At 41.1% G+C, this 18,054-nt stretch carries 18 protein-coding genes, 1 tRNA gene and 1 other RNA gene; 16 read left to right on the top strand and 4 right to left on the bottom strand.

Annotated elements, in window-relative coordinates:
• The first annotated feature begins 63 nt into the window (after positions 1–63).
• Together rpsA and G576_RS0109910 are read left to right on the top strand one after the other, a co-directional pair.
• The gene (gene rpsA, locus G576_RS0109905; protein WP_027974459.1) at positions 64–1,269 is read left to right on the top strand and encodes a 30S ribosomal protein S1; all 1,206 of its coding nucleotides are present in this window, start codon (positions 64–66) and stop codon (positions 1,267–1,269) included.
• Between the two features lie 63 nt (positions 1,270–1,332).
• Positions 1,333–1,404: transfer RNA gene (locus tag G576_RS0109910), tRNA-Arg, on the top strand.
• Between the two features lie 39 nt (positions 1,405–1,443).
• Here the strand turns inward: G576_RS0109910 and G576_RS0109915 are convergent.
• On the bottom strand, positions 1,444–2,076 hold the full coding sequence (locus tag G576_RS0109915) for a DUF3862 domain-containing protein (protein WP_027974460.1): 633 nt from the start codon (positions 2,074–2,076) through the stop codon (positions 1,444–1,446).
• A 44-nt stretch (positions 2,077–2,120) separates the two neighbouring features.
• Positions 2,121–2,467: a transfer-messenger RNA gene (gene ssrA / locus G576_RS13415) on the bottom strand.
• Positions 2,468–2,910: 443 nt separating this feature from the next.
• On the opposite strand from ssrA, the gene G576_RS0109920 reads away from it, so the two are divergent.
• Genes G576_RS0109920 through G576_RS0109945 form a run of 6 tightly spaced genes read left to right on the top strand, consistent with a single transcriptional unit; the run spans position 2,911 to position 9,191 of the window.
• The gene (locus G576_RS0109920) at positions 2,911–3,456 is read left to right on the top strand and encodes a YutD family protein (protein ID WP_027974461.1); all 546 of its coding nucleotides are present in this window, start codon (positions 2,911–2,913) and stop codon (positions 3,454–3,456) included.
• 4 nt (positions 3,457–3,460) lie between these two features.
• The gene (gene rlmN / locus G576_RS0109925) at positions 3,461–4,612 is read left to right on the top strand and encodes a dual-specificity RNA methyltransferase RlmN (protein WP_037618918.1); all 1,152 of its coding nucleotides are present in this window, start codon (positions 3,461–3,463) and stop codon (positions 4,610–4,612) included.
• On the top strand, positions 4,612–5,124 hold the full coding sequence (locus G576_RS0109930) for a VanZ family protein (RefSeq protein ID WP_027974463.1): 513 nt from the start codon (positions 4,612–4,614) through the stop codon (positions 5,122–5,124). Before rlmN ends, G576_RS0109930 begins: the two co-directional genes overlap by 1 nt.
• Positions 5,125–5,149: 25 nt before the next feature.
• Positions 5,150–5,647: an AAA family ATPase gene (locus G576_RS12740; RefSeq protein ID WP_037618927.1), complete on the top strand. Its 498-nt coding sequence runs from the start codon at positions 5,150–5,152 to the stop codon at positions 5,645–5,647.
• Between the two features lie 60 nt (positions 5,648–5,707).
• Positions 5,708–7,450, top strand: coding sequence for an ABC transporter ATP-binding protein (locus G576_RS0109940; protein ID WP_027974464.1), 1,743 nt, complete (start codon positions 5,708–5,710; stop codon positions 7,448–7,450).
• Positions 7,440–9,191: an ABC transporter ATP-binding protein gene (locus G576_RS0109945; protein ID WP_027974465.1), complete on the top strand. Its 1,752-nt coding sequence runs from the start codon at positions 7,440–7,442 to the stop codon at positions 9,189–9,191. Before G576_RS0109940 ends, G576_RS0109945 begins: the two co-directional genes overlap by 11 nt.
• Before the next feature lie 57 nt (positions 9,192–9,248).
• On the opposite strand, the gene G576_RS0109950 is transcribed toward G576_RS0109945, so the two are convergent.
• Positions 9,249–9,647, bottom strand: coding sequence for an A24 family peptidase (locus G576_RS0109950; protein WP_027974466.1), 399 nt, complete (start codon positions 9,645–9,647; stop codon positions 9,249–9,251).
• 224 nt (positions 9,648–9,871) lie between these two features.
• Here G576_RS0109950 and G576_RS0109955 point away from each other — a divergent pair, with 224 nt between their 5' ends.
• From G576_RS0109955 to G576_RS0109990, 8 genes are all read left to right on the top strand, one after another.
• Positions 9,872–10,594: a metallophosphoesterase gene (locus G576_RS0109955; RefSeq protein WP_027974467.1), complete on the top strand. Its 723-nt coding sequence runs from the start codon at positions 9,872–9,874 to the stop codon at positions 10,592–10,594.
• 90 nt (positions 10,595–10,684) lie between these two features.
• Positions 10,685–10,912 (top strand): YqgQ family protein, encoded by a 228-nt coding sequence (locus tag G576_RS0109960; RefSeq protein WP_027974468.1) that lies wholly within the window; start codon positions 10,685–10,687, stop codon positions 10,910–10,912.
• A complete protein-coding gene (locus tag G576_RS0109965) occupies positions 10,887–11,858 on the top strand; it encodes an ROK family glucokinase (protein ID WP_027974469.1) in 972 nt (323 codons plus the stop codon). The genes G576_RS0109960 and G576_RS0109965 overlap by 26 nt, the downstream gene beginning before the upstream one ends.
• A 9-nt stretch (positions 11,859–11,867) precedes the next feature.
• Positions 11,868–12,257 (top strand): rhodanese-like domain-containing protein, encoded by a 390-nt coding sequence (locus G576_RS0109970; RefSeq protein ID WP_027974470.1) that lies wholly within the window; start codon positions 11,868–11,870, stop codon positions 12,255–12,257.
• Between the two features lie 150 nt (positions 12,258–12,407).
• Positions 12,408–13,199 (top strand): pyruvate formate-lyase-activating protein, encoded by a 792-nt coding sequence (pflA, locus tag G576_RS0109975; RefSeq protein ID WP_027974471.1) that lies wholly within the window; start codon positions 12,408–12,410, stop codon positions 13,197–13,199.
• 601 nt (positions 13,200–13,800) lie between these two features.
• Positions 13,801–14,631, top strand: a complete 831-nt coding sequence (locus G576_RS0109980; protein WP_027974472.1) for a class C sortase — start codon at positions 13,801–13,803, stop codon at positions 14,629–14,631.
• 176 nt (positions 14,632–14,807) lie between these two features.
• On the top strand, positions 14,808–15,101 hold the full coding sequence (locus G576_RS0109985; RefSeq protein WP_027974473.1) for a phasin family protein: 294 nt from the start codon (positions 14,808–14,810) through the stop codon (positions 15,099–15,101).
• An 8-nt stretch (positions 15,102–15,109) separates the two neighbouring features.
• Positions 15,110–16,678, top strand: coding sequence for an ABC1 kinase family protein (locus G576_RS0109990; protein WP_027974474.1), 1,569 nt, complete (start codon positions 15,110–15,112; stop codon positions 16,676–16,678).
• 150 nt (positions 16,679–16,828) lie between these two features.
• On the opposite strand, the gene G576_RS0109995 is transcribed toward G576_RS0109990, so the two are convergent.
• A complete protein-coding gene (locus G576_RS0109995; protein ID WP_027974475.1) occupies positions 16,829–17,704 on the bottom strand; it encodes an AraC family transcriptional regulator in 876 nt (291 codons plus the stop codon).
• Between the last annotated feature and the right edge of the window lie 350 nt (positions 17,705–18,054).

Consider the following 18,054-nt stretch of genomic DNA (forward strand, 5'->3'; position numbering starts at 1 on the left):
CTTGAAAATTTAATATATACCAAGACCCAGAATTGGCTGGGTTTTGTTGGAGGATTTTTTAGAATGAATGAATTTGAAGATTTGCTAAACAGTGTTAGCGAAGTTAACCCAGGTGATGTTGTCACTGCTGAAGTATTGACAGTTGACGCTGGTCAAGCTAACCTCATCATCAGTGGAACTGGTGTTGAAGGCGTTTTGACTCTTCGTGAATTGACAAACGACCGAAATGCAGATATCAACGACCTAGTAAAAGCTGGCGAAACACTTGAAGTGCTTGTTCTTCGTCAAGTAGTAGGTAAAGATACTGATACAGTTACTTACCTTGTCTCTAAAAAACGTTTGGAAGCTCGCAAAGCTTGGGACAAATTGGTTGGTCGCGAAGGCGAAGTGGTTACTGTTAAAGGTACTCGCGCAGTTAAAGGTGGCCTTTCAGTTGAATTTGAAGGACTTCGTGGTTTCATCCCAGCTTCAATGATTGACACTCGTTTTGTTCGTAACACAGAGCAATTTGTAGGTCAAGAATTTGATGCTAAAATCAAAGAAGTTGATGCAGCAGAAAACCGTTTCATCTTGTCACGTCGTGAAGTTGTAGAAGAAGTAGCTGCTGCAGCTCGCCAAGAAATCTTCTCAAACATTGCAGTTGGTTCAGTTGTTACCGGTAAAGTTGCACGCTTGACAAGCTTTGGTGCTTTCATCGACCTTGGTGGAGTTGACGGACTTGTTCATGTGACTGAATTGTCACACGAGCGTAATGCTTCTCCAAAATCAGTAGTATCTGTTGGTGAAGAAGTCGAAGTTAAAGTTCTTGCTATTGATGAAGAAGAAGGACGTGTATCACTTTCACTTAAAGCAACAACACCTGGACCTTGGGATGGCGTTGAGCAAAAACTTGCTGCTGGCGATGTTATCGAAGGTAAAGTTAAACGTTTGACTGACTTCGGTGCCTTTGTTGAAGTATTGCCAGGTATTGATGGACTTGTTCACATCTCACAAATTTCACACAAACGTGTTGAAAATCCAAAAGATGTTCTTTCAGCTGGTCAAGATGTAACTGTTAAAGTACTTGAAGTAAATGCTGATGCTGAACGTGTATCACTTTCAATCAAAGCATTGGAAGAACGTCCAGCACAAGCTGAAGGTGAAAACAACGAAGAAAAACGTCAACCACGTCGTCGTGCACCAAAACGTGAAGCAAAACGTGACTACGAATTGCCAGAAACACAAACTGGTTTCTCAATGGCTGACCTTTTTGGTGATATTGAATTGTAATTCAGTTAAAAGACCCGATGGGTCTTTTATTTTTTTGATTTTCGTGCTATAATAAACAGGTTCCCACTCTTAGTGTAATGGATATCACGCAAGATTCCGGTTCTTGAAATAGGGGTTCGATTCCCTTAGAGTGGAAAAAGACTTGAGCAGATGCTCAAGTCTTTTTGTCACTTATTAGTCCTTGATACCAGTCTGCTCGACATGAATCAGGTGGTTATTTTCAAAGTTGAGAATTAGAGTTGCTCCCTTATCAGTTTTTAAACCGCTGGTCCAAATAGCTTGGATTTCCTCTTTTTCAGAAGAGATGGCTTGGGACATGACATCAGGCTGACCGAATCGATCTGAGATTGCTTTGAATGTATCGCCTTTATCACCGTTTTGGCTGATTTTTAAGGCATCAACATCGGATTTTTTGACAGTTTGTTCACGATTAAACTGGAAATGTGAGATGGAGCGAACAATACTGCTATCTTTGTAAAGATGGACACTGAGTGCTACCTGATCGAAAGTCCAACTGTAGAGATCCACTGTAACATCGCCTGCTGGAACAGACTCGTGCTTAACGGGCTCGCCAAACAATTTTTTCAGGGTCTCAAGGTTGGTTCCTCCGACAAAATTGTCAGCAGCACTTGCTAGCTTAATGTCATTGAATTTTATGCGAATATCCTGATGTGCAGGTGTGGTATCCTCTTTAACAATGGTAGTCTCCAGCTCAGTATTGGTCACCTTAGTCTCTTTTTTAGAAGAACAAGCTGCTAAACTTAGCAAGGCTAAAGAGAGACATAAACTTATTAAACTCTTTTTCATGATTTTTCCTTTTAAAAAATGGCAGATCTAGCCTGCCAAAGTAATTATGGAGCCGGTGGGAGTCGAACCCACGTCCAAACACCTGCCAACACATTCGTCTACAACCATAGGCTATGTCTTAATTTAACAAGTTTTTGACACATAGCTCAAGCCCAAACCTTGCGAGTCTATCGATCTCTTTTTCATCAGCTAGACAATAATGAAACGTAGCTTGCTATTTTAAGACTTCAGCCCAGACACAAGCAATCTGAGTGAAGTCACGTCTGCTGGTGTTTAGGCAGCGAGAGCGTAAGAGTTTGTATTTTTTGCAGTTATATTTAACTGAACGTTAACGCCGTCACGCGGGTTGCAAAATGTGCCTCATAATGCCTGTCGAATCCGTAACGACCCCTTATGAGTATAAATACTTTTTAAGTATAACAAATTTTAAAAGCTCTTGCAATCTTTTGGCAAGATTAGCACGACAAACGCATGAAGAAAAGAGTTCCAATAAATTTCTGAAATACAAAAATTTATTCTGAAAAGTTAGGCGGTCAAGAACAATAGTTACAGAAAGCAATCTTTTCAAGAGCTATTGATAGAAAAGAAACCAAATATTTTTGAGTAAAATTTCACAAAACACCTAAAAATTTAGACTTTTGATATTTTCAAAACTTTTTCAATAAATGATTTTCTTCATGCGTTTGTCCTGCAAGATTAGGGAGGACAGGTAAACTGACTCTAAGAAAATGGCATGGGAAGACAAAACTTTCAGATTTCTCTTTTTGCTAACAATTTTTCAAAAAATAAGGTATAATAATAAGGTTACGATAGTAGAAAAAAGAAAGGGATTCTATGCGAAAAGAGATTTCCCCAGAAATGTACAATTACAACAAGTTTCCAGGTCCGGTCTTTGTCCATTTTGACCAGATTGTCAAGTCGGATGACATCAGTTTTATCCTCTTAGATAATCATAAAGAAGCTTTTGATGCGGAGGTTTTTAGCCAGCGATTTTCAGAGTGGTTGCTCAAGTACGACTATATCGTTGGTGATTGGGGCAATGAGCAGCTCCGTCTCAAAGGATTTTACAAGGACGATAGGCCAGTGGCAAGTCCTTATAAGATTTCACACTTAGAGGATTATCTGAAAGAGTACTGTGCTTTTGGATGTGCCTATTTTGTTTTGGAAAATGCAGAGCCCCGCGAGCTCGTTTCAGAAGACGAGGTGCCAACCAAACGTCGCCGCAGACGTCGCCGTAAGCCAGCTGGCGCTAAAAATCAAAAAGATTTTAAAATGACCAGCATTGATCGCAACAAACAAGAAAAGATGCGCCGCCGTGATTTTGAACGTGATGTTCAAGAAGCTCAGCAGCATTTTACAATCAGAAAGAAAGAGAAATAAGATAATGACAGATGATGTAAAAACGACGCGACCAAAGCGTCGTCCAAAACTAGAAGATATGCCAGGATATAAGCCTTCTATCTACAACCTGACTCAGGAACAGTTGATTGAGTGGGCGCTTGAAAATGGTGAGAAGAAGTTCCGTGCCACTCAAATCTGGGACTGGCTCTACCGTAAACGCGTGCAATCTTTTGAGGACATGTCTAATATTTCAAAAGATTTTATTGCAAAATTGGACGAGACGTTCTGCATCAATCCCCTTAAGCAGCGCATTGTTCAAGAATCTAAAGATGGTACGGTCAAGTACTTGTTTGAGTTGCCAGATGGGATGTTGATTGAAACAGTTTTAATGCGTCAGCACTATGGCCTCTCTGTCTGTGTCACTACTCAAGTAGGCTGTAATATCGGTTGTACTTTCTGTGCCTCTGGCTTGATTCCAAAGCAACGTGATCTAGTCAGTGGCGAAATTGTGGCACAAATCATGTTGGTGCAAAAATACTTTGATGAGCGTAATGAAGGCGAACGCGTCAGCCACATTGTGGTCATGGGAATCGGTGAGCCGCTTGACAACTATAAAAACGTCATGAACTTCCTGCGTGTCGTCAATGATGATAAGGGCTTAGCAATCGGGGCTCGCCATATCACCGTGTCAACCTCAGGTCTGGCTCATAAAATCAAGGATTTTGCAAATGAAGGAGTGCAAGTAAACCTTGCTGTTTCCCTTCACGCTCCCAACAACGACCTGCGCTCAAGTATTATGCGCATAAATCGTTCTTTCCCGCTTGAAAAACTATTTGAAGCCATTGAATACTACATCGAAACGACCAACCGTCGTGTGACTTTTGAGTACATCATGCTCAATGAAGTCAACGACCATGTTGAAAACGCTCAGGAATTGGCTGATTTGACCAAGAAGATTCGTAAGCTATCATATATCAATCTGATTCCTTATAACCCAGTTTCTGAACACGACCAGTACAGCCGTTCGACCAAGGAGCGTACAGCTGCTTTCTATGATGTTCTCAAGAAAAATGGTGTCAACTGTGTTGTCCGTCAAGAACATGGAACCGATATTGATGCGGCTTGTGGACAGTTACGTTCAAATACCATGAAAGCTGACCGTCGAAAGGCTGTGGTTGAGGCTGCCGGTAAGTGATGTTTGGTTTTTTTGATAATGAGGCGGAGTTGACAAAACGTGGTCGCCAGGTTACGTGGTTTTTGGTGGGGATATATGTATTTGTCTTGATACGACTCTGTTGGGCGCCCCAGCCTTTTAAAATTGAGGGCATTGACACACCAAATATTATCTACCTAGGACGGCTTGTCTTTCTCTTAGTTCCTTTTAACTCCTTGCTATCCTTAAATCAGCTGGATAGTTTCCAGAAACTATTCTGGGTTTTTGGGCAAAATGTGACTAATGTTTTTCTCATTTTTCCACTGATACTGGGACTTCTAGCTCTCTTTCCTCAACTTAGAAACTTAAAGAAGGTACTCTTGCTCAGCTTTGCCATTTCACTAAGTATTGAGACGGGGCAGTTAATATTAGACTTGCTTATTGATGCCAATCGTGTCTTTGAGATTGATGATCTTTGGACAAATACCTTGGGCGGTGCTCTGGCTTATCTGGCTTACAGAGCGGTAACCAGACGTTTCAAATCTCTCGATTGAGAGATTTTTATTTGTGGGAGAAGTTATGACCTATCAGCGTATTATGATTATTGGCTCGCCTGGTTCTGGCAAGTCAACCTTAGCTCGGAAACTATCGCAAGACTTGAAGCTACCCTTGATTCATCTAGACAAGCTTAACTGGATTGATGATAAAGAGACAGTTTCAGAAGAGATTTTTCTGGAAAGGTTAAATAAAGCAGTAGCGGGGAAGTCATGGATTATTGATGGCAATTATGAGTCTTCCATGGCGCTTCGATTGAAAAGGGCAGAGCTGGTCATCTGGCTGCAGGTACCTAGACTTATTTGTCTGTACCGAATTGTCAAACGGTTTCTGCTCAGCTTGCTGCAAGAAAATCTATCTGGTAATCCAAGGCGAATTGACTGGGATTTTGTTCGCTTTGTCTGGAATTTTCCCAAATCCTATCAGCGGACGGAGGAACTTTTGAAGGACTTTCCGAATGTGAGTCTGTTAAGGGTGAGAGAGTGGTCAGAAATCCAGGCATTTTTGAGAGAAAATACTTAATCCTCTAGGGCTAAGGCACCAGATGGAAGTTATGATGTGATTTAATAGTTAGGGAAAAAGATGCAAATTATTTCTAAACTGTGGTGGTTTTTTAATCAAGAGAAACGCCGTTATATGATTGGAATTGTGGCACTGAGTTTAGTTGCGGTGCTCAATTTGGTTCCTCCATTTGTTATGGGGGTTATTGTTGACCGCATCGCTAGTCAGAATTTGACAAGTGTGGATTTGGTAATCAATATTGTTTACTTATTGCTAGCGGCGCTAGGCATGTATTTCTTACGCTATGTTTGGCGTATGTATATTTTTGGGACTTCCTATCGTTTGGGACAAATCATGCGTTTTCGACTTTTCGAGCATTTTACCCAAATGTCCCCATCTTTCTATCAGAAGTATCGAACGGGCGATTTGATGGCTCACGCAACCAATGATATTAACTCCTTGACCAGATTGGCGGGCGGGGGAGTCATGTCTGCAGTGGACGCGTCGGTGACTGCTCTTGTGACCTTAGCGACCATGTTCTTTAGCATTTCTTGGCAAATGACAGTTGTTTCGATTATTCCTCTCCCTTTCATGGCTCTAGCCACTAGCCGTTTGGGACGAAAAAATCACGAGTCTTTCCGCCAGTCACAAGCCGCTTTTTCAGAGTTGAATAATAAGGTTCAAGAGTCGGTGTCGGGCATTAAAGTGACTAAGTCCTTTGGTTATCAGAAGCAAGAAGCGCAAGCTTTTCAAGACGTCAATCAGGCTGCTTTTGAGAAAAATATGGTTTCCATGAAGTATAATTCCATGTTTGATCCTACGGTTATGCTCTTTGTCGGTGCTTCCTATGTTCTGACCCTTTTGGTTGGTTCTTTTATGGCACAAGCAGGGCAGGTCACAGTCGGGAATCTGGTGACCTTTGTGACCTATCTGGATATGTTGGTTTGGCCATTGATGGCGATTGGTTTCCTCTTTAATATTACTCAACGCGGAAATGTCTCTTACGACCGCATCTCTGAACTTTTGAACCAAGAATCTGATGTTCAGGAATCAGAGCATCCGATTGAGTCGATTTCAAATGGCCGTTTGGAATACGATATTAACTCCTTTACATATGAGGGAGAACCGACCTTAGCAGGTGTTCATTTTAGTCTTGAAAAAGGTCAAACTCTGGGGCTTGTTGGTCAGACGGGTTCAGGTAAGACGACTTTGATTAAGTTGCTACTGCGTGAGTATGATATCAATGATGGTAGTATCAAACTTGATGGGCATGATATTCGTGATTACCGTTTAGCTGATTTGCGTAGTCTTATGGGCTATGTGCCTCAAGACCAATTTCTCTTTGCAACATCCATCTTAGAGAATGTTCGTTTCGGAAATCCTGCTCTGCCATTGGAACAAGTGAAAAAAGCAACAAAGCTGGCTCATGTTTATGAGGATATCCAGCTCCTGCCTGATGGCTTTAGCACCCTTATCGGTGAAAAAGGTGTTTCTCTTTCTGGAGGGCAAAAGCAGCGCTTAGCCATGAGTCGAGCAATGATTTTGGATCCTGATATCTTGATATTGGATGATAGTCTATCTGCCGTAGATGCTAAAACTGAGCATGCCATTATTGAAAATCTTAAAGCTACTCGCCAGGATAAGACGACGATTATCACAGCTCATAGGTTAAGTGCGGTTGTCCATGCGAATTTGATTTTGGTTATGCAGGACGGTCGTATCATTGAACGAGGAACTCACCAGGAACTCCTGGCGCAAGATGGATGGTATGCGGAGACCTATGCTAGCCAGCAATTAGATATGGAGGAAGCTGATGAAAACTAATCAAAGTCAATGGGCTGTACTGAAACGTCTCCTGTCTTATTTGAAAAACTACAAGTGGCTGACCTTTTTGGCTCTTGCCTTTCTCTTGACGACAACGGTTTTACAGACGGTTATTCCTCTGGTAGCCAGTCGCTTTATCGATGATTATCTGGGCAATATGACCCATACAGCCGTTTTTATTTTGACTGCCTACTATGTGCTCTATCTTTTGCGCGCAGCTTTTTCCTATCTGGGAAACCTTCTTTTTGCCCGCGTGTCTTACAGCATTGTCCGTGACATTCGCCGCGATGCTTTTGCCAATATGGAACGATTGGGTATGTCTTATTTTGATAAAACACCTGCGGGTTCTATCGTTTCTCGTTTAACAAATGATACGGAGTCCATCAGCGAGATGTTTTCGGGCATTTTATCCAGCTTCATCTCAGCCATCTTTGTTTTCACAGTGACCCTTTATACGATGCTAATCTTAGACGTCAAATTGACCGGTCTGGTTGCGATTTTCTTGCCCTTTATTTTTATCTTGGTAAATCTCTATCGCAAGAAGTCAACAGCTGTCATTGAGAAAACACGTTCCCTACTATCAGACATTAACTCTAAATTGGCTGAAAGCATCGAAGGGATTCGCATTATTCAGGCCTTCAATCAAGAAGAACGTCTCAAGGATGAATTTGATGCCATCAATGAGGAGCATGTACTCTACTCAAATCGCTTCATGGCTCTGGACAGCCTCATGCTTCGCCCTGCCATGTCCCTTTTAAAACTTCTCGCCTACGCCGTGCTTATGGCCTACTTTGGTATGATTGGGATGAAAATGGCAGTGACGGCAGGGACAATCTACGCCTTTATCCAATATGTCAACCGTCTTTTTGATCCGCTAATCGAGGTTAGTCAGAACTTCTCGACTCTGCAAACTTCTATGGTATCGGCCGGCCGTGTCTTTAAGTTAATTGACGAGACATGCTTTGAGCCTGTTCAGGTGGAAAATAGCAGAGCAAGGGTTGCGGAGGGTAATATCACTTTTAAAAATGTCAGCTTTTCTTATGACGGTAGCCGTAAGATTCTTGATGATATTTCCTTTGAAGTGAAAAAGGGGGAGACCATCGCCTTTGTTGGGCATACAGGATCTGGAAAATCGTCTATTATTAATGTTTTTATGCGCTTCTATGAATTTTCAGAAGGGCAGGTTCTGCTGGACGGTGTGGACATTCGTGATTACAGCCAGGCTGAATTGCGTAAGAATATTGGTCTGGTTCTGCAAGATCCTTTTCTCTACCACGGCACAATCAAGTCAAATATTGCCATGTATCAGAAGCTGACGGATCAAGACATTCAGGCAGCAGCCGAGTTTGTAGATGCAGACCAGTTCATTCAGAAGTTACCTGAGAAATATGAAGCTCCAGTCTCAGAACGAGGGTCATCTTTCTCGACTGGTCAGCGCCAGCTTTTGGCCTTTGCCAGGACAGTAGCTAGCCAACCTAAAATTCTTATACTAGATGAGGCAACGGCTAATATTGACTCTGAAACGGAGAGTATCGTGCAAAATTCTCTGGCTAAAATGCGTCAGGGGCGGACGACTATCGCTATCGCTCACCGCTTATCAACAATTCAAGATGCTAACTGCATCTATGTTCTTGACAAAGGACGAATTATCGAGTCGGGAACGCACGAGGAACTTCTAGCCCTTGGTGGCACCTACCACAAGATGTATGAGCTCCAAGCAGGTGCCATGCAAAGAGATTAAAACAAGAACCTTCTAGCGATTCGTTAGAAGGTTGCTTTGTGTCGATAAATTAGGGATTTAAAAATATCCCCAAACCTTTCCTATCAAGACGATGGCGTACCCTGCAAGCAAAAAAGGGATAAAAGCTATTGTTTTTTGCTTGTTAAGCTTTAGCAGATAAAAGGCAATACCGAGTAGGCTAGCCAACTGCACCGTCCAAAGGAGCTCAGTCAGATGAATGGACAATCCAAGGGTGGCTAGATAGAAAAAATCTCCTGCCCCGATGGCAATGTTTCTAATGATTGAAAAAATCCCCAATAGACAAAGAAGCAAAAATGTCAGATTAGCAGGGTAGAAGGGCAACAGAATCAAGGTCATGACTAGCCAGATGATGAGTGGGTATTCCTGACTTTTTAAGTCGAAGTAGCTGAGAATAAGACCTAGGATAAAGGTGTAGCTGTAAAAAATAGTGTTCATACTTGTCTATTCGTAAAGTCAAAGTGTTATTGTCATTTGAATTAGCATTGATACATTGTCACTTTCTGCTTGCCATACTCTTATTGCCCGCACCTCAGTTCATTACCTGAAAGCTAATTCATTCGACTATATCTCTTGAGATGTGGCTGAAAAGTTCAGAGAAACACTAAAGCATAGCTAAAATTCATTGAAAAGTGTATGATAAAAGAGACGGGAGGTTTGAGATGAAAAAATTATTTATTGTGGGAGATGTTCATGGGGAATATGACCTTTTGAAAGACTTACTCAAGCACTGGGATAGGGAGACTCAGCAACTGGTCTTTTTGGGTGATTTGGCTGACCGAGGTCCGAAATCTAAGGAATGCTTTGAATTGGTTAGACAGTTGGTCAGTAAGGAGCATGCTGTTTGTGTAACTGGTAACCACGAAGATATGATTTTGCGCTGGTTGGAAAACCCAGAGCAAAAGATGAATTGGTATCTGAAAAATGGAGCAGAGACAACATTTGACAGTCTGTTTTATCCTGGCATTGTTAAGGAAAAATCTCCTGTGGAAATCGCTGAGCTTTTTAAGAAAGATTACGCTGACTTGCTGGACTTTATTCGAAATCTTCCGACTTACTATGAACACCCTTATGCAATCTGCGTTCATGCAGGTTTTGATTTAACTTTGGATGATTATCGGACTACGGACCCTTATGATGCTATCTGGATTCGAGAAGATTTTTACGATAGCCAGATTGTCCCAGATAAATTGATTGTCCATGGTCACACGCCGGTGATTTCGATTCGTCAAGATTCTAGCCAAACACAGTTTTTTTATCAGAAAAACAAGCTCAACATTGATGGCGGAGCAGTCTATTACGGCAGTCTTCACGGAGTTGTTATCGGGGAGGAGGGCCTTGAGGCGGACTATCAAATCTTCCATCCAAAGTATTTAAAAAACTAAATAGTCCGTTCTAGGGAACATTTTCCTGAAAACTGCAATCGTTTGCAAAAATCGCTTGAAAAAGGGCAGTTTTTTTGGTACTATTTCTATATGAAAACACTTTATGATGTGCAGCAGTTATTGAAACGATTTGGCATTATTATCTATCTAGGCAAGCGCCTTTTTGACATTGAACTCATGAAAATTGAACTTGAAGGGCTTTATCAAAATGGCTTGATTGATAAGGATGATTATATCTTGGCTGAATTGATTTTAAGGCGGGAGCATCGTTTAGAAATGGAGAAAGAAACGAATGGCGAAAAAACTTTTAGGGATTGACCTAGGTGGCACAACTATTAAATTTGGGATTTTGACTTTGGAAGGTCACGTTCAGGAAAAATGGGCGATTGAGACCAACATTTTGGAAGATGGCAAGCACATCGTTCCTGATATTGTTGCTTCTATTAAGCATCGCTTGGACCTTTATGGATTGACAAAAGACGATTTTGTGGGAATTGGAATGGGGTCTCCTGGGGCTGTTGACCGTGAGAAAAAAACGGTTACGGGAGCTTTTAATCTCAACTGGAAAGAGACGCAAAAAGTAGGCTCTGTCATCGAAGCTGAGACAGGCATTCCTTTTGCTATTGATAATGATGCTAATGTGGCAGCTTTAGGGGAGCGCTGGGTTGGTGCTGGTGAAAACAATCCTGACGTGGTCTTTATGACTCTGGGAACTGGTGTCGGTGGTGGTATCATTGCAGATGGTAATCTGATTCACGGTGTGGCAGGTGCTGGTGGGGAAATTGGACATATGATTGTCGAACCTGAGCATGGTTTTGCTTGCACTTGTGGCAATGAAGGCTGTCTTGAAACCGTTGCCTCTGCGACGGGTGTTGTTCGTGTAGCGCGTCTCTTGGCTGAGAGCTATGAAGGCGACTCAGCTATAAAATCCAGCATTGATAATGGCGAAGCAGTAAGCAGTAAAGATATTTTTACAGCAGCTCAGGCAGGCGATACATTTGCAGATTCTGTCGTTGAAAAAGTTGGTTTCTATCTGGGTCTTGCTGCGGCAAATCTTGGAAACATTCTCAATCCTGATTCGGTCGTGGTTGGTGGAGGCGTATCTGCCGCAGGAGAGTTTTTGCGTAGCCGCATTGAAAAACATTTTAATCGCTTTGCTTTCCCGCAAGTTCGTAAAACGACCAAGGTTAAAATTGCAGAGCTTGGTAATGACGCAGGTATCATTGGTGCAGCTAGTTTGGCTCAACAATTTGTTCAAAACTAAGGAGAGATTATGACCCCTTTATCTATTGCTCTTTGGATTATTCTAATTATCTGGGTAGCCTATTTGGTTTGGAATTATATCCGTGTTCGTCGAGCGGCAACCTTTCTTAACTCTGATGATTTTGAAGTAAAAATGCAGGGCGCACAGCTGATTGATATCAGGGACACGGGTAGTTTCCGAAAAAGTCATATCCTGAGAGCTCGCAATCTGCCAGCGCCTGGCTTTGCCCAATCTATCAGTGCTCTTCGTAAGGACAAGCCTGTCTTGCTCTATGATGCTACGCGAGGAACAGAACTTCCTAAAGTCATCACAATCCTAAAAAAGGCTGGTTTTAAGGACATTTATGTTCTCAAAGACGGTTTTGATTACTGGAAAGGAAAAGTCAAGACAGGGAAATAAAGGATATAGCTGGGCAACTGCTCAGCTTTTATAGTACACGAGAAAACGCTTATTATAGCATAGACTTTGTTTGAATCAAGACAGAAAGCTAGTCAGGTTACTTTGAAAAGTGTATAATGAAAGTAAGAAAAACGGTTACAAGGAGATAAGATGACTGAGATTGATTATAAGAAAGTGACAGGTTTGGTTCACTCCACAGAAAGTTTTGGCTCAGTTGACGGACCAGGTATTCGCTTTATTGTCTTTTTGCAAGGCTGCAAGCTTCGCTGTCAATATTGCCACAACCCAGACACTTGGGAAATGGTGTCAAATAAAGCAACAGAACGTACAGTAGAAGATGTCTTGAATGAAGCACTTAATTTCCGCCATTTTTGGGGTAAAAATGGAGGGATTACTGTTTCAGGTGGGGAAGCCATGCTTCAAATCGAGTTTTTAACAGCCCTCTTTACAGAGGCTAAAAAGCTCGGGATCCATACTACTTTAGATACTTGTGGATTTGCTTATCGACCAACGCCTGAATACCATGAGATTTTAGATAAATTGTTAGCCGTGACGGACTTGATTTTGCTGGACTTGAAAGAAATTGACCCTGAACAGCATAAATTCGTGACGCGTCAGCCAAATACCAATATCCTTAAGTTTGCTCGCTATTTGTCTGACAAGGGGATTCCGGTTTGGATTCGACACGTTTTGGTGCCAGGTTTGACGGATATTGACGAGCATTTGATTGAACTTGGCAAATTTGTTAAAACATTGAAAAATGTTGATAAGTTTGAAATTCTGCCTTACCACACCATGGGTGAATTCAAATGGCGTGAACTAGGCATTCCATATCCGCTTGAGGGGGTCAAACCTCCGACACGCGAACGGGTCCAAAACGCTAAAGACCTGATGGAAACAGAAAGTTATACGGACTATATGAAACGCATGCAAAATGCATAACAGGTTAAAAAGAGGCTGAGTAAAAGCCTCAAAATATAGAAAAACGCATAAAATCATGTTATTAAAACCTTTATTTTATGCGTTTTATCGTGTAGTATATTCAATTTTAGGTCAACATTTGAGTTGCTATTCAGCTTTTATCTATATTTCAAGCTGTTAGAAGAACATGTTTACTAAAGTTTCTCTATCAGAAACTATGGGCACTCAACACTTACAAATCCCTTTACATCAACATTTAAGAAAAAGAAACTTCCATGAAAATGGACAAAAATCCATGAATTTGGATAAAATTGACACCAATTAATACCATAAAATAGACTGGTCGTTAGTCACTTCATATATTAGAAGTGGCTTTTTTGTTGTTGATATCCCTCTAATAAAATATCTATTTAGTTTTACAAATGTGAACATAGCAATTCCAACGTAATTCATCTTTACGCTTAAGTATAGCTTACTCTAAAACATAAGGTCAGGAGATGGCAGAGCTGTCTCCTTTCTTGCAGGTGTGGTATTCTACTGTCAAGATTTTTAATACTTTTCCAAAATAAATTAATCTAACTTTAAACTAATCTGACAAATAAGAGGAGAGCCCTTTGTTCTTATGATTAACAAAATCAAACAAAATTTCATAACTATTTTATTAGTCTTCATTTTGCTTGTAGGGCTAGCTATGCTATCTTATCCGACAGTTAGTGATTATTGGAATTCTTTTCACCAATCCAAGGCAGTCGCAGGATATGTTGAGAAGGTAGCTAATATGGACGAGTTGGATTACCAAAAAATATTGACAGAAGCTCAGAACTATAATGATTCTTTGCCGCAAACCGTTATTCCTGATTTGAACATCGATAAGGCTACTGAAGATACCTATAATCAAACCTTGGATATTGATGGGAGTGGGATTATGGCTTATGTTGAAATTCCTAAGCTGAATACAATCATGCCAATTTATCATGGAACTGATGATTCTGTTTTGCAAGTCGCCATTGGACACATACCTGGTACATCTTTACCCGTTGGGGGCTTGGGGACACACTCTGTTATTTCAGGACACCGCGGACTTCCTTCGGCTAAATTATTTACAGATATTGATCAACTGGTAGAAGGTGATACTTTCTTAATCCAGGTTTTGGATCAGAACTTAACTTATGAGGTGGATCAGATTTTAACGGTTACTCCTGATGACGTGTCTGCTCTGGAGATTGACCCTCAGCAAGACTATGTCACTTTGGTGACCTGTACACCTTACAGAGTCAATTCTCATCGACTACTGGTGAGAGGACATCGTATTGAAAATGAAATGAAGCAGGCCCGTGTCACTTCAGAAGCAACTCAGGTTAAACCAATCTTGGTGGCGCCGTTTGTGGGACTTATTTTGCTGATGATTTTGTTTATCGTAAGTAAATTATATGGTCATCTGATTAAAGGTTAAGTTAGAGAGTTCTATAGATATTGAATAGGGAGAGTGGATACTAAAAATGTGTCCACTCTTTTTTGCTAAGGCGAAAACTATTTTCGCTCTGCTTTTTTACCAAAAAATATAAATATCAGCGCTTTCTTATGAAAAGTAGTAGAATAAAGGTAACATATATCAAGGAGGACTTACTCATGGATGAATTGAAAAAAGTTTTGTTAGCTGGAATTGGTCTAACATCTATGACTTTGGAAAAAGCAGATGCTTTTGTTAAAGACATGGTTGAGAAAGGGCGCTTGACCGTTGAAGAAGGTAAGGAGCTGCAGTCTGAACTCAAGCGCAAAGGGCAAGCAGAGGTTCAAGGTGTCTTTGATAGGGTCAATGCAAAAACACAAAAGGTGCAGTACGCTACCAAAGATGATCTCTCACGTCTTGAGAATAAATTAGATGCGCTCTTACAACACCTGACCTCTGAAAGTAAAGAATAGGTTTATTTATGGCAAATAAACGCCTGAGAGAAATTGTTAGGGTTTTTAGTTCGGTAGGCTTTACAACTTTAAAGGAGCGAAAAAAGCCACTGGATGAGCAGATGGCACCAGCTAAACTGCGTCTAGCTTTTGAGCAGTTGGGACCAAGTTTTGTCAAAATTGGGCAGATTTTATCGACGCGCAGTGACCTATTACCTGATGCTTATATTAAGGAATTGACCAAACTTCAAAGCAATGTCCTTCCATTAGACAAGGAGCTTGTCATGTCAGCAACCGAAGCAGAGCTGACACAACCCTTATTTGATGTTTTTCAGTCGATAGATGAGAGGCCATTGGCAAGTGGGTCAGTCGCTCAGACCCATAGAGCTATTTTAAAAACAGGTCAAGAGGTTGTGGTCAAAATTCAGCGACCACATCTGGCAGAAATTGTTGATGAAGACTTGTCTTTGTTGATTGGTTTGTCGAAAAAGGTGCCATCAGGACTCATTCCTATGGTTAATCTGACAGATGTTCTCTACCAACTAAAAGATAGCCTGACTACTGAAATTGATTTCCGTAATGAAGCTAAAGCCATGCTTGAGTTTGCTGAGCTTAATCGCAGGGTAAAATGTGTGGCTGTTCCTAAGGTTTATGATGAGCTGACGACCCCCCATATGGTGGTCGAAGAATTTATCCAAGGGATTCCAATCAATCGCTACGAAGATTTGGTTCATGCGGGCTATGATTTGGAGGATATTGGGCAGAAGCTCATGTTGTCCTTTATCAAGCAGGTTTTTAAGGATGGTTATTTCCATGGTGATCCACATCCTGGAAATCTTCTCATCAAGGATGGGCAGATTTACTTTATCGATTTTGGTATCATGGGTCATTTAGAAAATGACATGCGAGCTGCTCTAAATGATATTCTGTATAGTTTTACGGCTCAGGATATTGATGGTATGACTCAGGGCATTTTGACAATAACCAACTTTGATACTTCAATGAACAAGGCGGAGCTGAGTCGAGATGTTGAGCGTATGCTTAATAAGTATTCCAGCCTAAATTTGGGAGCCTTATCGATTACCGATTTGCTGGAAGATTTAGTGAAAGTTTTTGTCAATAATCATCTCAAAGCCTCCCCTCAGATAACGGTCTTGGAAAAAGCTGCGCTACAAAGTGAGGGGATTTTCCGAGACTTAGCACCTGATAAGGACTTGATGACTCTAGCCAAGGATTATTTCATCGAAAATATGGGGCCAGACATGCTCGAACAGGCCTTAAATAAGGAAACGCTGCTAATCGAGCTTTTTTACCTGCTCAAAAACGGTAAAAACATACCTAGACGAGCCAATCAGCTTTTGGAACAAATCCTAAACGGTCGCATTTTGATTAATCATGATTTATACGATTATAGCAATCGTATCAAAATCGTAACGAGGATGGCTAATCGTTTCGTACTGAGCTTGGTTTTTCTAGCGCTTCTGATTAGCGCCAGTTTGCTCAGTCTAAATGCAGAGATGCTTGTTATGTCTAAACTGCTGTTTGTACTTGCAGGACTGGTTCTGATTTGGATTTTTGTTGGAATTTTTCGGGAGTAGGATATAGTCATTATTAGCCTTGAGACATCGTCACTTTCGGTTTGCCCTACTCTAGTACTGTCTGCACCTCAGCTTCTTGTCTGAAAGCTAATTTATTCGACTATATTTATCCTAAATCAGAAATTTTTATATGAAAAAAGACAGATTTTCTTAGGATCTGTCTTTTGCTTGTCTTCGGTAGTTATTTGGTGTCATATGAAAGCGCTGCTTGAATTGGCGATTGAAATTAGAGAGGTTGGTAAAGCCGACTTCCTTGGCGATTTCTGAAATAGGAGCTGTGCTTTGAATCAAGGCCTCACAGGCTTTGTTCAGTCGCAGTTGAATCAAAAAATCCATGCAAGAGCTACCGGTATGGGTTTTAAAAATACTCATAAAGTGGTTTTTACTATAACCAAAATCTTGAGCCAATTGGCTGATAGTAATGTCCTTGGCATAATGCTCTTGCAAAAAGGAAATGAGATCTTTAAGTTTCTGGTATTTCTGATAAGTGTCGTCTGTGTAGTGACGATTGACATGGCGATGTTTAAAGAGAAGATAGAGAAGCTCGTGCAGTTTGGCCTTTAGCAACATATCGTAGTAGAGTCCTTGCTCCTCTATGGTGGCAAAAAGGCTGAGCAGGCAGTTTTTAATAGATTCATAGCCAGAGTCGTTAGCATTAAGACGCTGTGTGAGATGAAAATGTCCAGAATGCAAGGGTTGGATGTAGCGTTGACTAAAGCTCTCGATGTTATGGCGTCCCAAATTGTCTAAATGAATCCGAAAAGTTGTGGTGATTTCCTCTTCGTCGCCAATAGGATGGATAGCGTGCAAGGCTGCTGGCTGAATGAAAATAATATCCCCAGCTTGACTGACTAGCTGATTGTCATTGATATGGTAAGAAGCTGTGCCCTTATGGACAAAAATTATTTCCAATTCAGGATGCCAATGGTACATGACATCGGGGTAGCCATTTTGGATGTGACCTTTTTCATAATCATAAGGAAAACCAGAAGGATTATCTTTCAAATAGCGACTGTATTTGGGCATGTTACTTCCTTTTCATGTTTTTAGGAGGTGGACAAACTCTATTTTGCCACTTTCTTAGGCGATACCGGACGGTAGCGAGTTCTTATCAGAATACCATGGCTAAATTGTGAGCCAAAGTTTCAAAACTTCCGAACCGCATAAGGTCTAGTTGCTGCGGATTTTAACCTATTGGATGGAAGTGGTGGTAAGGATTGTTTCACTCTTAATGGTAGAATTCATTCCCATAGTATCATTTAGCAGAGCTATTTAGCAAATGAGAGATGGGTAGGTCGTCTTAAGTTTAAGAAGCTGGGAAAATTTTAGTCTCTTAAACTTATTGCAGATAGGCGCTTGGTCATAGTGTTTAATCG

It is taken from the genome of Streptococcus porci DSM 23759, assembly GCF_000423765.1.
GTDB lineage: Bacteria > Bacillota > Bacilli > Lactobacillales > Streptococcaceae > Streptococcus > Streptococcus porci.

Bases quoted from the DNA above. Each gene is read 5' to 3' on its own strand.
- rpsA (WP_027974459.1), top strand. From the start codon at position 64: ATGAATGAATTTGAAGATTTGCTAAACAGTGTTAGCGAAGTTAACCCA.
- G576_RS0109915 (WP_027974460.1), bottom strand. From the start codon at position 2,076: ATGAAAAAGAGTTTAATAAGTTTATGTCTCTCTTTAGCCTTGCTAAGT.
- G576_RS0109920 (WP_027974461.1), top strand. From the start codon at position 2,911: ATGCGAAAAGAGATTTCCCCAGAAATGTACAATTACAACAAGTTTCCA.
- rlmN (WP_037618918.1), top strand. From the start codon at position 3,461: ATGACAGATGATGTAAAAACGACGCGACCAAAGCGTCGTCCAAAACTA.
- G576_RS0109930 (WP_027974463.1), top strand. From the start codon at position 4,612: ATGTTTGGTTTTTTTGATAATGAGGCGGAGTTGACAAAACGTGGTCGC.
- G576_RS12740 (WP_037618927.1), top strand. From the start codon at position 5,150: ATGACCTATCAGCGTATTATGATTATTGGCTCGCCTGGTTCTGGCAAG.
- G576_RS0109940 (WP_027974464.1), top strand. From the start codon at position 5,708: ATGCAAATTATTTCTAAACTGTGGTGGTTTTTTAATCAAGAGAAACGC.
- G576_RS0109945 (WP_027974465.1), top strand. From the start codon at position 7,440: ATGAAAACTAATCAAAGTCAATGGGCTGTACTGAAACGTCTCCTGTCT.
- G576_RS0109950 (WP_027974466.1), bottom strand. From the start codon at position 9,647: ATGAACACTATTTTTTACAGCTACACCTTTATCCTAGGTCTTATTCTC.
- G576_RS0109955 (WP_027974467.1), top strand. From the start codon at position 9,872: ATGAAAAAATTATTTATTGTGGGAGATGTTCATGGGGAATATGACCTT.
- G576_RS0109960 (WP_027974468.1), top strand. From the start codon at position 10,685: ATGAAAACACTTTATGATGTGCAGCAGTTATTGAAACGATTTGGCATT.
- G576_RS0109965 (WP_027974469.1), top strand. From the start codon at position 10,887: ATGGCGAAAAAACTTTTAGGGATTGACCTAGGTGGCACAACTATTAAA.
- G576_RS0109970 (WP_027974470.1), top strand. From the start codon at position 11,868: ATGACCCCTTTATCTATTGCTCTTTGGATTATTCTAATTATCTGGGTA.
- pflA (WP_027974471.1), top strand. From the start codon at position 12,408: ATGACTGAGATTGATTATAAGAAAGTGACAGGTTTGGTTCACTCCACA.
- G576_RS0109980 (WP_027974472.1), top strand. From the start codon at position 13,801: ATGATTAACAAAATCAAACAAAATTTCATAACTATTTTATTAGTCTTC.
- G576_RS0109985 (WP_027974473.1), top strand. From the start codon at position 14,808: ATGGATGAATTGAAAAAAGTTTTGTTAGCTGGAATTGGTCTAACATCT.
- G576_RS0109990 (WP_027974474.1), top strand. From the start codon at position 15,110: ATGGCAAATAAACGCCTGAGAGAAATTGTTAGGGTTTTTAGTTCGGTA.
- G576_RS0109995 (WP_027974475.1), bottom strand. From the start codon at position 17,704: ATGCCCAAATACAGTCGCTATTTGAAAGATAATCCTTCTGGTTTTCCT.